10 protein-coding genes and 1 pseudogene are annotated in these 13,771 nt (G+C 53.5%); 7 read left to right on the top strand and 4 right to left on the bottom strand.

The window, feature by feature from the left end; genetic code table 11:
* Nucleotides 1–407: 407 nt before the first annotated feature.
* The 3 genes from KGA97_RS17690 to KGA97_RS17680 all read left to right on the top strand — a co-directional run bounded on the left by KGA97_RS17690 (nt 408) and on the right by KGA97_RS17680 (nt 5,203).
* Nucleotides 408–1,361: a hypothetical protein gene (locus KGA97_RS17690; protein ID WP_223481172.1), complete on the top strand. Its 954-nt coding sequence runs from the start codon at nt 408–410 to the stop codon at nt 1,359–1,361.
* A 10-nt stretch (nt 1,362–1,371) separates the two neighbouring features.
* Nucleotides 1,372–3,393 (top strand): caspase family protein, encoded by a 2,022-nt coding sequence (locus KGA97_RS17685; RefSeq protein WP_223481171.1) that lies wholly within the window; start codon nt 1,372–1,374, stop codon nt 3,391–3,393.
* A gap of 604 nt (nt 3,394–3,997) precedes the next feature.
* Entirely contained in the window at nt 3,998–5,203 is a 1,206-nt protein-coding gene (locus tag KGA97_RS17680) for a hypothetical protein (protein ID WP_223481170.1), read from the top strand.
* Between the two features lie 210 nt (nt 5,204–5,413).
* Here KGA97_RS17680 and KGA97_RS17675 read toward each other — a convergent pair whose 3' ends face one another.
* The 3 genes from KGA97_RS17675 to KGA97_RS17665 form a co-directional block, all read right to left on the bottom strand.
* Nucleotides 5,414–6,088, bottom strand: coding sequence for a helix-turn-helix transcriptional regulator (locus KGA97_RS17675; RefSeq protein WP_223481169.1), 675 nt, complete (start codon nt 6,086–6,088; stop codon nt 5,414–5,416).
* Nucleotides 6,089–6,107: 19 nt separating this feature from the next.
* Nucleotides 6,108–6,737 (bottom strand): hypothetical protein, encoded by a 630-nt coding sequence (locus KGA97_RS17670; protein WP_223481168.1) that lies wholly within the window; start codon nt 6,735–6,737, stop codon nt 6,108–6,110.
* A gap of 208 nt (nt 6,738–6,945) precedes the next feature.
* Complete coding sequence (locus KGA97_RS17665; protein ID WP_008032405.1) at nt 6,946–7,377, bottom strand: nuclear transport factor 2 family protein; 432 nt, start codon at nt 7,375–7,377, stop codon at nt 6,946–6,948.
* Nucleotides 7,378–7,610: 233 nt separating this feature from the next.
* On the opposite strand from KGA97_RS17665, the pseudogene KGA97_RS29615 reads away from it, so the two are divergent.
* Together KGA97_RS29615 and KGA97_RS29610 are read left to right on the top strand one after the other, a co-directional pair.
* Nucleotides 7,611–8,366: pseudogene (locus KGA97_RS29615) on the top strand (MCP four helix bundle domain-containing protein); the annotation flags it as partial.
* Complete coding sequence (locus KGA97_RS29610) at nt 8,361–9,224, top strand: methyl-accepting chemotaxis protein (RefSeq protein ID WP_411738479.1); 864 nt, start codon at nt 8,361–8,363, stop codon at nt 9,222–9,224. The pseudogene KGA97_RS29615 and the gene KGA97_RS29610, both read left to right, overlap by 6 nt.
* Before the next feature lie 142 nt (nt 9,225–9,366).
* Here the strand turns inward: KGA97_RS29610 and ilvD are convergent, their stop codons facing one another.
* Nucleotides 9,367–11,049 carry a dihydroxy-acid dehydratase gene (ilvD, locus tag KGA97_RS17655; protein ID WP_223481166.1) on the bottom strand — a complete coding sequence of 561 codons (1,683 nt, stop codon included), beginning with the start codon at nt 11,047–11,049 and terminating at the stop codon, nt 9,367–9,369.
* 385 nt (nt 11,050–11,434) lie between these two features.
* Between ilvD and mqo the strand changes: the two genes are divergently transcribed.
* A complete protein-coding gene (gene mqo / locus KGA97_RS17650; protein ID WP_192418474.1) occupies nt 11,435–13,081 on the top strand; it encodes a malate dehydrogenase (quinone) in 1,647 nt (548 codons plus the stop codon).
* A gap of 169 nt (nt 13,082–13,250) precedes the next feature.
* Nucleotides 13,251–13,771 (top strand): diaminopimelate epimerase (locus KGA97_RS17645; protein ID WP_411740671.1); only part of this gene is annotated, 521 nt, incomplete at its 3' end.

Here is a 13,771-nt window from a genome sequence, read left to right as displayed (position 1 = left end):
GAATCCATCAGTTGTAATTTCCTTCGTTCGAGATTGACCGCAAGCAGGCTTCGATGATGACTGTATATATACACAGTTTCGGTAAAGGCTTTTTAAATGAGCGTCACCATCTTCGGGCCACTGCCAAAAGGGGGAGTTCAGCTCCAGTTTTACACGTTCAAAGTCCCTGCGGGCTTTCCATCACCAGCGTCTAGTTAAAAATAGGTTGGACTTAACATTAGTTCTAAAAGTAATAACGCAAGAAAACATTTTAAGAATCTAGGGACGGTTTCTTGCGCAGTTTTTTTTCTTTATTGCTATTGCATCCATTTTTTTTTGGGCTTTACTGAAGACTTAGTAATGAGGCTCAGGACAAGCCAATTTATCCTGGTTTCTGCTGGAGAATAATTAGTAGGAGTTGAAGTGTGATGATTGCACCTTTCCGAAAAACAATTGTCGTGGTTATGGTTGCTCACCTTCAGATCGCAGTAGCGGAAGAGGACCAAAGCTTCAATAAGTACATATTGGCGTCTGTAGATAAACTTTACTCGCAGCACCATGGTGGGGGGTATAATATAAGTAAGGCGTACACGCACGACATGCAGTATGGAGATGCTATGGTAAAGGCGACTGAGCCCCCTCTTAGTATGTGCGTATCGGCCGTTGCTGAAGTTATTATAACGGCGATAAATTTATATGCCGCAGAGAATAATGATAAAACACCACTCACGTATCTTCCCGCAAGCGGGTGGAACAGGATGCGTCCTATAGATATACGATCTCATATATGGGTAGACCATCGCCTTGACTCTTTTGGAACGGCCGATGCATTGGTTACGTTTGGAGTCGGGAAACGAACAGCATTCAAGAATTTAAAACCAGGTGCGTTTGTAAATATAAATCGAACAAATAAATCTGGCCATGCGGTGGTTTTTATAGGGTTTGTTGATGGTAAGGGTGTTATTTTATCAACTTATAGTGATGAGGTTCGCGGCTTTAAATATTTTTCCTCTCAGGGGCGTGGAAATATTGGTGATGCAGGGTTCGCTTTTAGATATGCCTTTTTTGAGAAGAATGGAGTTAAGTATTGCCCAGAAATTACGACGGGTAAGCGAGACTGTGGAGTGATATGGAGTGCAGGTCAAAAATATCTAAATACCGGCTATATGTTACCTCCGAGCAAGTGGGATAGTGAGTCTAAAGAAAAAAATTTAAAGCTTTTGGTCTCAGGGTTATACAAACAGACAAGATCTAAAGGTGTAGGCTTTCTAGGTGTGGATCCTAATGTGTCTGAAAAGCAGTTTGAAAAAGCTATTGAGGCGACGGACACCATGAAATTGGGTGAGTCCTTTATATTTGGTAATGCTACTACTGATGAGTAAGGTAGGAATAATGAAAAAGGTCATAAGGTATATTCTCACTTTACTTTTTTGTATCTTTTTCACGAGTTTTTTATACGCATCTGAATGTCCTGTGCCGAATGAAGAAACGAAACCTCGGCCAGACCCAGCAGAGTTGACAGTTCAAGACGGGAAGGATAGAGACTTTCAGCTATATAGTGCTAGCTATGCGTTGATTATTGGGCAGTCCGGGTACATCAATAAGAGTCCTTTGCCAGAAGTAATTGAGGAAATGAAGAACATCAAAGGTGCTTTAGAAGGCCAAGGGTTTTTAGTGACATCATATTACGATTTATCGAGCGATAAATTTAGAGCGGCGATAGACTGTTTTATGCATTCCAGTATCGCTCTTGATCCTGATGCAAGAATTATATTTATTTATTCGGGGCATGGTGAAACGCGTAAGGTGGTAGAAAGCAATACTACGAAATCAGTTGGGTACATTCTCCCAATTGATGTTCCAGCATCAGTCGATAGTCCCGATTTTCTTGCGAAATCGATCAGTTTTAGCCAGGTTTTAACGTGGGCTAGAGAGTTAGAGGTTAAGCATGCAATGTTTATTTTTGATAGTTGTTTTTCAGGCAACGTGTTAAGCAGTAGGGGGCAAGAAGTTCCACAGTCTAAGCCTTTTGAGTATATTTTTTCAAAGTCCGCGCAGTCGAAGCTTCGTGCCTTTTTAACCGCTGGTACTGCTGAGCAGGAGGTGCCGGCGCAGAGTGAATTTATGAAAATGATCACTCAGGCTGTTCTCGGTCAAAGAAGAGAAGCGGATTCTAATCGCGATGGTTATTTAACCGGTGCTGAATTAGGGGTTTTTATACAAAACGTAGTTCCGACATATGTGCCGACACAAACTCCAAGTTTTGGTAAAATTAAGGATTCCGAACTCGATTTGGGCGAGCTCATTTTTAAACTTCCGTTTTCAGCTGAAGAGACAGTTGCTACATCTTCAGATGAGCAAGAAGCATCGTTACGTCCGGTTTTTAGAGGTAATAGTAGTCTAGAGGGGAATTCAATTGGTCAAGAATATATAGTAGAGAAAATAGTCTCAACAAAAACAGTGGGGTGTATAAGTGATTGCTCAGAGGAGTCCGGCAGCGTTATCAATATCAAAATTTCCGCACCACAAAATATTCTTTCAAAAGCAAGGCTTTCAGCGCCAGAGTTGATTTGTCAAGGGTGTATTTCCTCCTTTAGGGTTACTAAAAATCCTGTAGTAGCGGATGACGGAAAAACAGCAACTGTTGAAGTATTAAGCTGGGAGAGAAGCGCCGTTTGGCGTTTTTCCGCCAAACTTGTAGCGCCACGTGAAAGTGGAAAAGTCGTCGTCGTAAATAATGTGGATAATAGTACGAGTGATGTAAGTGGGAATAATTTATCTGTTATAGCACCTGCGTCCTTAGCCGCAGGCTACAAGGATGTTAAAGTAGACGCCGTTGTGAGAAACCTTGCGTCGGAGGTGAAGCTTGAACGACGTAGTGCTCGTATTGAATTAGCAAAATTAATTGAGTCGTCACCCGAGCTTACAGCTGAACTGATCCGAGGTATACCCACTGGAAACTATCGCTATATCTTAGGGGTGGCAGATGCGTTGGCTAAGTCACCTTCGGGCTGGCAGACTTCTGAATCATCTTCAAGAGAGATTTTGCTAAATGCACAAAGGTCAAGTCGAGATAAAGCATTAAAAAATAGCTTAGGTCGAGCGCTTACAAATATGCGAGTGTCTGTTTATTATGAAGTGGGTAAAGATGGTCGGCTCACCAAAGATGGGCAGTTAATCGTTCATAGCTCCCAGTATTCTAAGCAACCTGAATTTAAGAATATAAAACCAGGAACAATTCTTATGGCTGCTTCTGAAGTATATATGAGAGCAGGTGCTGGTTTGAATGCAGGTGCCATAGGCGTACTTCCTGCTAATGCATGTGTGCGGGTAGTTGAACAAGAAAAATCGCTCTCGACCGACGTCGCTAGTAACAAAGGGTGGTTTAGGGTGCTGCAATCTTCCTGTAGATAGGTGTCCTGCCAGATTCTAATTCAACAAGGAGTCACCTGGCTGGATTGGAAAGGATGGACGCGTGCGTTGTACTGAATTGTCACTTGAAGGTATGCAGGCGAGCAGAATTTTGTCGTCTTGTTCTTCGTCCTGATAGCGTGCTGGTTTTGATCAAATCACGCCTTCATCAGCGAGGTGATTCCTGCTTTCGCTCTGGGCAGCAGTCTGCAACTGGTTGCCGTCAGAATTGTAATGGCCGGCGATTATGCACTGTGGAATGCTGGAATCTGATCCAGATCAGGGGGCAGTGCATACGTATCTCCTCAGGGGAGCCGTTGCTCAGGTTAAGAGACTGAGGGAACAGATTTTGCGGAGCTACAGCTAACCACTTCAATCGATGCCTAGCCTGCCATCAAAGGTGCTGCAGGACGCTTCACGCCATCGTCTTATAGCCTAGGAGGTTAGTTTCCGAGGGGGACGCGCGTTGTAGCGGCGATTTGACATTAGTCATCAGGAAAAACCAGCTACGCTCCATAGGGGTAGGTAGCGCGACAAACGTTGTTGAGATGTCTGTCGCGCCAGGTAGGTAAGGGCAATTACACTAGGCTTGGAGCTGACTACTATCATGAAATATTACGCTTGTTTTGCGTTGCTAATGTTCGCGATGTCAGGATGTGTGCCAACGCGTCAATCTTCAAACACTGCTATTGAAGATTTAGCTCCTAAGAGAAAGGGGATAGTGAATGTTGAAGGATCCCGAAAGTCCTACGATCCAACTCCGGCTCCAAGTAAGTATTATGGTCAACTCTACATCAGCGCGAAAGTGTACCCGTATTATGAAAGCAGTGAGGGGCAGTCTAGTATAGCTAGATATGTGTCAAGTACCTTTGGCAGCAAAATTGAACAGTTTGGGATTAGCGTCACACCTATATTGGGGGGAACCAAACTGCCGCCGGTTGTCTTGTTTTCTTATCGATTCGATAGTGATACTCGGTCTTGGAAGGTGTCGGCACGGGAGAAATATGTATCTCCAACCATTCTGATAGATGCAGGTACAAAAATTGAGTTTGAGATAAATTATTTATACTCAACCAATACGACGGTTACGTTGACTAAGTCTGCTGCAAATCTAGCGTCGTCTTTTGCTGTACTGAATCCAGGAACCTGGATAATTTCTAGCCTTTCGGCATCTCAAGTACAGGACGCGGCCAAAAAAGTTGATGACTCCATATCTAAAGTAATGGCGCAATCCGCCGACTATAGTGTTTCCAGCTATTTTCAACCTGCTGGCGACGGAAGCAGGGAAGCTATTTATGAAATTATTCCTTTCAATGTGCCGTCGGGAAACTCGACTCCTTTAGCCAACGTGACACTCTCAACGGTATTGTCGCCCAGCCTCGTTGGGAAGCCAGTCGTCGATCCTAGGGATGCTGCACCTCCCGCAGATAGCTCAGTTAATCCACTGATACAAATAAAGAAAGATGGGACGCTGCAGACGTCGCTATGGCAAGTCTTGAAAGATGATGTTTCCTTTGTTTACTTGAGGAATTCCGCCTCCCTAAAAGGTGAGTTGACTGATGTTCAGGTAAGTGAGTTTGAAGAGTATTGCTCCAATGTGAGGACAAAGCTGCAAGAAGGTTATGGGCTTAATTATTATGACAGTATCAATGCTTTGACTCATGTTTTACGCTCAACACAATTTACTAAGAATCATGCGCTTTATGATAGCAATTGTTTAAGTGGCAAAGATAAGCAGGCGCTTGCTGACATGGGTATACCTTTGGTTGAAGTTAGTAGCGTCGCTATGGATGTCAGACGTAAGGGAGAGTGACTCTAATCTGCGGGGCTTGAAACTTCGGTCGCTGATGAGTAGTTGAGTGGCGGCTCCCGGTGACCTGCCACGGGCCAAGAATCGAGGGGCGGACATGGGTGATGACGACACCGTGTATTGCAATGTTCAAAAGCCAGTGGCCCAGGTAAAGAGCTATTGCTGCTTAGAAAATCAGGGATGTCGAGAAAGGACTTCTACGGATCAATCCGCTCAATCATCAGCCCGACCTGTTTGCTCAGAAGGCCGCAAGTTATCAGGCCCGGTGGCCGTTTCTGCGCTTGGTCGAAGCTTGAACCGGCAGACGTTACCGCCGCGCACCATGCATTCCGTGTGATCGACTTCTGCGCCGCCCAGCGTGCCGATCAAGGCCAGGTCCAGTTCACAGACCACCGGATGGGCCTCTGCGAGTCGGTGAAAAACGCAGTTGTGCGCGACGATTTCCGGGTCACCGCTGGAGCGAAAGAACACCTCCGACTGGTATCCCGCCTGGTTCATGTGTTGCACGATCCTGGCTTCGTCGACCACCTGTGATTCACGATCCAGCGCCAGTTTTCGGCCCATGCTGCGCATCAGCGTGGCCAGCGCTTCGGGACCGATGATGCCGGCCACTTCATCGATCAGCACACTCGCCAGCATCTGATACTGGCGAGGAAACTGCTCCTTGGCATGGTCGGTGAGCCGGTACAGTTGCTCTGGACGTCGGCCCGTCGGCCGGGTTTCGCCCCGTAACACCAAGCCGTCACGCTCAAGCGCCGCCAGATGCTGGCGAATCGCAGTGCGCGTGACGGCCAGTTGTTCGGCCAACTCGTCAATGCTCATGCCGCTCGCATGGTGCAGCAGCGCATTGAGCAGGTCTTGCTGTGTCCGGCCCAGTCCTTCCAGCATGGTGTGTCCTCGCCCGACGTCAGAACTTGTCCGGGAACTGCTTGACCAGTGCCGCCGTAAGCGCATCGGCCAGCGCCAGGATATGGCCGCGCATCATGTGCCAGGTCCGCGCTTCGCCCGCGTAATCGTGTGCGGCGAGTTCATCGATCTGCGCGACATGATGGCCCCCGTGAGCACCGAGCATGGCAACCAGCGTGTCTTCAGGCAAGTTGGGGTTGGCTTTGGCCAGGAACGCGGCAATCGCCTTGGCATTGCTGGTCAGGTCCGCGACTGCGGCTTGCTTGCCTTTGTTGTCTTTGGCGACCGTTGCATCGCTGTAATGCTTGACCGCGCCCCAGTGACCGGCCAGCAATTTGAGCAACTGATCGGCAGCAGGCTGACCGTAGAGCGGGGCGATGCTATTGGCGATTTTGGTTGCGTTGTCGACCACCTGATCTGCGGCGACTTTGGCTTGCTGCTTGTCGGCAGCCTGATTGGCGATGGCGTAATTTCTGATCCAGAACACATGTTCGACCCACAGGTCGCGCAAGGCCAGGCGCGTGGTCAATGCAACGCTGTCAGGCGCAGCCGTTGAGGCGGGCGGCGTCTGACTCCAGACCGGTTGAGCACAGAACGCCAACAGCATTAAAGCCAGGATCTTGATATTCATGACGGCACCCTCGGGAAGTGGGATTGTTCGACAATATCAATTTAAGCATAAAAATATGTTTTTATCGGGCGCACGCCCCGCGCGCAGATCAACGGTCATTGTAGGAGCGAGCCCGCTCGCGATGAACGTCAACGATGACGCAGTTTGCCTGAATCAACGCGGCGCTTATGGGGCCATCGCGAGCGGGCTCGCTCCTACACAACCCAAATCAGAACTTGAACGCCTGACGCCCGACCAGCAGCCAGTGGCCTTTCTGTTTCTGCCAGATCTGGAAGTTCTCGATTTCAGTCGGAATCACTTCAGTGCCTTTCAGCGCCTGTGCCGAGAAATGGTTGCGAACCAACGCCACGTCACCGGACAGGGTGATGGTCTGGTTTTGCATTTCGAGGGTCTTGAAGGCGCTCCGACCGGTTTCGATGTCGGCGATGTATTCCTGCTTGTTCTGGATTTTCCCGCTGGAATGCCCGTAGGTCAGGTTTTCGGCGGTCAGAGCGTTCAGTTCGGAAATGTTCTTTTTCAGCATGGCCTGGGTCAGGTGGTCGACAGCCTGGGCCACGTCTTTTTCAGCGGCGGACGGGGCGGCCGCGACATAGCCACTGAACAGGCACAGAAATCCAACCAGCAATTTCGCTTTTTTCATGGGTATTTCCTTGTTGTTGTGGGTGATCGAGTGATGAACATAAAGATCGTTCATCAGTCGTCGTACAACCTAGCATGCACTGAGAAAAAAACGAACATGGCCAGGGGGAATTACCGCATGTCGTAAAAACCCGCGTGAACGCAAACAGCCCTTCAATTGCGCTGTGACGCAGTCGATAACCTGTTCAGAAGCCATGCGCGAATGGCCGCACCCACTGACAGGAGACCCACAGAGTGTCGATAAATTTACGATTGCTCTTGCTGATCGGCACCGGCCTGCTCACGGCCGTGATCATGAGCCTGGTCAGTTACCTGGGAAATTCGCAAATGGCAGCCGCAGTGAATGACAACGAGGTCAGCATGACCGCGCTGCGCAATCACCTCGAAGCCGACATGATGCATGACGCGTTACGCGCGGATGTGCTGTCGGCGATGGTCGTCGGGCTGGGTAAAAGCACCAGCAGCAAAGCCGAGGTGCGCAGCTCCATCGAGGAACACGCGTCACACTTTCGTGAAATGCTCGGCGACAACCTCAAGCTGCCGGTCAACGACACCATCAAGGCTGGCCTGAACAAGATCAAACCCAGCCTCGACACCTACATCAGTGCTGCCGAACGTATCGTCGGGCTGGCGCTGGAAAACCCGGATGCCGCGCAAAAGGAACTGGGCGCTTTCAACACGGCGTTCAGCCAACTGGAAGACCAGATGGCCGCCCTCAGCGAGCTGATCGAGACCAACACCCAACAGACCAGCACGGGCACCCAGCATGCCATCGACAACGCCAACCTCACGCTCGGTATCGTGCTCATCGCCAGCCTGTTGCTGCTGATCGTTCAGGGTCGCTGGGTGATCCTGAGCATCATGGGGCCGTTGCGGACCGCCAGCCGCATCGCCGAGAGCATTGCCCATGGCAACCTGAGCGAGCCGATTGTCGAACCCACCCACAAGGACGAAGCCAGCGCACTGATTCGCAGCCTCGCGACCATGCAGCGCGATTTGCGCGGCATGATCGAAGTCGTGCGCAGCAACGCCCACGGCGTCAGCGGCATGAGCGCGCAATTGAGCAACGGTTGCCACGAAGTGGCCGGCAGCAGCCAGCAACAAAGCGCCGCCGCCAGCACCATGGCTGCCGCCGCCAGTGAGATGACCGCAAGCATCGAAGAAATCACCCGCCACGCCGAGCGTGCGCTGAACATGGCCAACCAGGCCGAGGCACTGGCCAAGGATGGCGGTCGGGTGATCCATCAGGTGGTCAATGACATGGACGGGATTGCGCGTTCAGCACAGCAATCAGCACAGGTCATCCGCACGCTGGACAAGGAGTCCGAGGCGATATTCAGCATCATTCAGGTGATCAAGGGCATTGCCGATCAAACCAACCTGCTGGCGCTCAACGCCGCCATCGAGGCGGCTCGCGCCGGTGAGCAGGGCCGTGGCTTTGCGGTGGTGGCCGACGAGGTCCGTAGCCTGGCGGGCCGCACCAGCGCCTCGACCCAGGAAATTGCCGCGATGGTTTCACGCATCCAGCAAAGCACCCGCGAAGCGGTCACCAGCATGGAGGCGGGCGTCGCGCAGGTCGACAAAGGCATGGCCGTGACCGCAGACGTCGAGCGCGCCATCCGCGAAATTCTCGAAGCCACGCTGAACACCACGCAACTGGTGAATGACATCTCCCGCACGATTGGCGAGCAGAGCCTGGCCAGCAATGAAATCGCGCATCAGGTGGAAATGATTGCCGGCATGTCGGAAGGCAACAGCAAGGTGATCGGCCAGACGGCATCGACGACGGATGACTTGTCGGCGCTGGCGGGGAAATTGTCGCAGTCGGTGGATCGGTTTCGGCTGTGATATCCATTCATCATTGATGTTGCCAGACCGGACCCCATCGCGAGCAGGCTCGCTCCCACATTGATTGCGTCAACGCGAAGATCAACTGTGGGAGCGAGCCTGCTCGCGATGGCAATCGCTCAAACGATACAGAATCAAAGCATTAAAGGTATTTGTCGGTGACGGCACCCTCGGAGGCGCTGGACACCGTCTTCGCATACTTCGCCAACACCCCGCGTTTGTACCTGGACTCAGGCCGCACCCAGCGGGTTTTGCGCTCGGCCAGTTCGGCATCAGAAACGCCGACCGTGATCTGCCGGATTTCGGCATCGATGGTGATTTTGTCGCCGTCTTCGATCAACGCAATCGGCCCGCCATCAAACGCTTCCGGCGTGATATGACCCACCACAAAGCCGTGTGAACCACCGGAAAAACGGCCATCGGTAATCAACGCAACATCCTTGCCCAACCCCTTGCCCATGACCGCCGACGTCGGCGAGAGCATTTCGCGCATGCCCGGGCCGCCCTTGGGTCCTTCGTAGCGAATCACGATCACGTCGCCCGCTTTCACTTCGCCGTTGAGAATCCCGGCCAGCGCGCCTTCTTCGCCGTGGTAGACCCGCGCCGAGCCTTCAAAGCGTAGGCCTTCCTTGCCCGTGATCTTGGCCACCGCGCCGGTGGGCGAGAGGTTGCCGCGCAGCACCACCAGGTGCGAGTCCTTTTTCACCGGCTGGTCGAAGGGCAGAATCACGTCCTGGCCTTCCGGATAATCCGCCACGTTTTCGAGGTTTTCCGCGAGGGTCTTGCCGGTCACCGTCATCGCATCGCCATGCAACATGCCGGCCGCGAGCATGCGCTTCATCAGCGGTTGAATGCCGCCGATGGCGACCAGTTCGCTCATCATGTATTTGCCGCTGGGGCGCAGGTCGGCCACCACTGGCGAGACTTTGCCCAACTCGACGAAATCATCCAGCGTCAACTCGACATCCACCGCGTGCGCCATGGCCAACAGATGCAGCACCGCATTGGTGGAGCCGGCGAGGGCGATGACCACGCGGATCGCATTTTCGAAGGCTTTGCGGGTCATGATGTCGCGAGGTTTGAGGTCCAGCTTCAACAACTCCATGACCTGCTGGCCGGCGCGGAAACTGTCCGAGGCCTTGTCGCTGCCGACGGCGTCCTGAGAGCTGGAACCGGGCAGGCTCATGCCCAGCGCTTCAATGGCCGAGGCCATGGTGTTGGCCGTGTACATTCCGCCGCAGGAACCGGGGCCGGGAATCGCCACTTCCTCGATCTGCTTGACCTGGATTTCGTTGATGTCGCCGCGCGCATTCTGGCCCACGGCTTCGAACACGGAAATGATGTCGGTGTGGCCGGCACCGGGCCGAATCGTCCCGCCATAGACGAAGATGGAAGGGCGGTTCAACCGCGCCATGCCGATCAGGCAGCCCGGCATGTTCTTGTCGCAACCGCCCACAGTCACCAGGCCGTCGAAGCCTTCGCAACCGGCCACGACCTCGATGGAATCGGCAATCACCTCGCGTGACACCAGCGAATACTTCATGCCTTCCGTGCCGTTGGCGATGCCGTCGGAAATGGTGATGGTGTTGAAAATGACGCCCTTGGCCCCGGCGGCATTCGCGCCTTTCTCCGCCTCGACCGCCAGCTTGTCGATGTGCATGTTGCACGGCGTGACCATCGCCCACGTCGAGGCGATGCCGATCTGCGGTTTCTTGAAATCCTCGTCGGTGAAACCCACGGCACGCAGCATCGAACGACCGGGCGCACGCTCCACGCCATCGACCACTTGAGAGGAATATTTGCGCAGATCGTTTTTATCGCTCATGACTGCTCCTCACCGGTTCATCGAAAAAACAGGTTGAGTATAGTGGCCCCGGCGCGCGTGTTCGGACTATCAGGTCGGGAACAGACGCGCGGGTTTGCTCCGGCGTGATATTCTTCACCTCAACTTGGTTTGACCTATTCAGTTTGCGTGTCCTCGAGACGCGCCAACAGAATCACTGTCGCTCAAGTAGCTGAAGCCAATAAAGATAAAAAGTCAGTTCAGTAGGGACATATAAACTGAGGTCGATGGATCACGTCGGCCTTGTGTGCCCACCCTCCGGATCTCATGTGCGAGCCCCCACGACATTTGCCTGAATGCCGTGTGAAACAAGGGTTTCGTCGTGAGGATGGAAGGGCGGATGACGTTTTATCAAAGGTGCTACAAGATGTTTAAGAAAATGAACACGGCCCTGCTGGGGCTGGCTTTGTCGATGGGGATCACGTCCGTTCACGCGGAAGAGGCAAAGAAAGTCGATGTGCTGCTGATCGGCGGCGGCATCATGAGCGCGACCCTGGGTGTATGGCTCAATGAGCTGGAACCTGGCACCTCGATGGAAATGATCGAGCGCCTCGACGGCGTCGCCCTGGAAAGCTCCAACGGCTGGAACAACGCCGGTACCGGTCACTCCGCCCTGGCCGAGTTGAACTACACGCCGGAAGACGACAAGGGCAATGTCTCGATCCCGAAAGCCGTTGAAATCAACGAAGCGTTCCAGATCTCCCGTCAGTTCTGGGCCTGGCAGGTTCAGCAAGGCGTGCTGAAAAATCCGCGTTCGTTCATCAACTCCACACCGCACATGAGCTTCGTGTGGGGCGATGACAACATCAAGTTCCTGAAAAAGCGCTACGAAGCCCTGCAAGCGAGCCCGCTGTTCGCCGGCATGCAGTACTCGGAAGACCCGGCGCAGATCGCCAAGTGGGTTCCGCTGATGATGGAAGGGCGCGACCCGAACCAGAAAATCGCGGCCACCTGGTCCCCGATCGGCACCGACGTGAACTTCGGCGAAATCACCCGCCAGTTCGTTGCGCACCTGCAAACCACCCCGAAATTCGACTTGAAACTGTCTAGCGAAGTGCAAGACATCACCAAGAACGAAGACGGCAGCTGGCGCGTCAGCTACAAAAACCTGAAAGACGGCAGCAAGTCCGAAACCGACGCCAAGTTCGTGTTCATCGGCGCGGGCGGCGGTGCCCTGCACCTGCTGCAGAAGTCCGGCATTCCTGAAGCCAAGGAATACGCAGGCTTCCCGGTCGGCGGCTCGTTCCTCGTCACCGAAAACCCGACCATCGCCGAGCAACACCTGGCCAAGGCCTACGGCAAAGCCTCCGTTGGCGCACCGCCGATGTCGGTTCCGCACCTGGACACCCGTGTCCTGGACGGCAAGCGCGTGATCCTGTTTGGCCCATTCGCGACCTTCAGCACCAAGTTCCTCAAAGAAGGCTCGTACCTGGACCTGCTGACCACCACTACCACGCACAACGTGTGGCCGATGACCAAGGTCGGCATCAAGGAATACCCGCTGGTCGAGTACCTTGCCGGTCAGCTGATGCTGTCTGACGAAGACCGCCTCAACGCCCTGAAAGAATACTTCCCGAACGCCAAGGCTGAAGACTGGCGCCTGTGGCAAGCCGGCCAGCGCGTGCAAATCATCAAGCGTGATGAAGCCGCCGGTGGCGTGCTGAAACTGGGCACCGAAATCGTTGCTTCCGCTGACGGCACCATCGCCGGTCTGCTGGGCGCATCGCCAGGTGCCTCGACCGCTGCGCCGATCATGCTGACCGTGCTGCAAAAAGTGTTCAAGGACAAGGTCGCTTCGCCGGCCTGGCAGGAAAAACTGCACCAGATCGTGCCGAGCTACGGCACTCAGCTGAATGGCAGTCCTGAGAAGGTTGCACAAGAGTGGGCTTACACCGCCAAGGTCCTGCAACTGACCCCGCCACCGGCGATCGGTCAAGTAGCGACCCCGGCAGCTGCCCCGGCTGAAGCGCCAAAAGCGCCGAAGGCTAACGCTGCAACTGATATGGCTCTGTAACTAGACGCCCAGTCAAAAAGCCCACTGAGCCGGTGACGGTCAGTGGGCTTTTTTGTGTCTGGAATACGGGGCTGGCGGGTAGCTTTCGCTTACCCTCACACAACTTGCAAAAGCACTGCGAATGGGGCTAGATCGCCTGCAAACGGCCATTCACCACAGGGATCTGTCTATGCCGCTGAGTTTCCATAAGATGCACGCCAATGGCGACGACTTCGTGGTCGTGGACGCGCGAAACTCGGCCAATCCAGTGACAAGCGCCCTGGCTCGGCGAATGGGGGATCGCCACCGCGGCATCGGCTTCAATCAACTCGCGGTGGTGCTCGATTGCGAGGACGCCGATGCGCGGTTGATGTTCTGGAATACCGATGGCTCCACGCTGGATGTGTGTGGCAGCGCAACGCGGGGGGCTGCGGACAGGCTGATGCGCGAATCGAATTCGACGTCGATAACGCTTCGGACCAACCGGGGGCTGCTCACTTGCCAACGAACCTCCAACGGCAACATTTCCGTCAGCATGGGACCGCCGATGTTCGGCTGGGCGGATGTTCCTCTGGCTGATGAAATGGATACGTTGGTTCTGCCCCTTGATGGCGGCCCGAGTGCGTGCAGCATGGGCAATCCGCACTGCACCTATTTTGTGGATGACCTGACGGCGATTGATATCGCGGCCATCGGACCCACCCTTGAAAC

Origin of the sequence: Pseudomonas sp. BF-B-15 (genome assembly GCF_019946675.1) — a bacterium.
GTDB lineage: Bacteria > Pseudomonadota > Gammaproteobacteria > Pseudomonadales > Pseudomonadaceae > Aquipseudomonas > Aquipseudomonas migulae.
The sequence above is the reverse complement of the archived record's forward strand: the minus strand, read 5'-3'. Positions and strand labels throughout refer to the sequence as shown.

Coding starts and splice junctions, on each gene's coding strand:
- KGA97_RS17690 (WP_223481172.1), top strand. CDS start 408: ATGATTGCACCTTTCCGAAAAACAATTGTCGTGGTTATGGTTGCTCAC.
- KGA97_RS17685 (WP_223481171.1), top strand. CDS start 1,372: ATGAAAAAGGTCATAAGGTATATTCTCACTTTACTTTTTTGTATCTTT.
- KGA97_RS17680 (WP_223481170.1), top strand. CDS start 3,998: ATGAAATATTACGCTTGTTTTGCGTTGCTAATGTTCGCGATGTCAGGA.
- KGA97_RS17675 (WP_223481169.1), bottom strand. CDS start 6,088: ATGCTGGAAGGACTGGGCCGGACACAGCAAGACCTGCTCAATGCGCTG.
- KGA97_RS17670 (WP_223481168.1), bottom strand. CDS start 6,737: ATGAATATCAAGATCCTGGCTTTAATGCTGTTGGCGTTCTGTGCTCAA.
- KGA97_RS17665 (WP_008032405.1), bottom strand. CDS start 7,377: ATGAAAAAAGCGAAATTGCTGGTTGGATTTCTGTGCCTGTTCAGTGGC.
- KGA97_RS29610 (WP_411738479.1), top strand. CDS start 8,361: ATGCAGCGCGATTTGCGCGGCATGATCGAAGTCGTGCGCAGCAACGCC.
- ilvD (WP_223481166.1), bottom strand. CDS start 11,049: ATGAGCGATAAAAACGATCTGCGCAAATATTCCTCTCAAGTGGTCGAT.
- mqo (WP_192418474.1), top strand. CDS start 11,435: ATGTTTAAGAAAATGAACACGGCCCTGCTGGGGCTGGCTTTGTCGATG.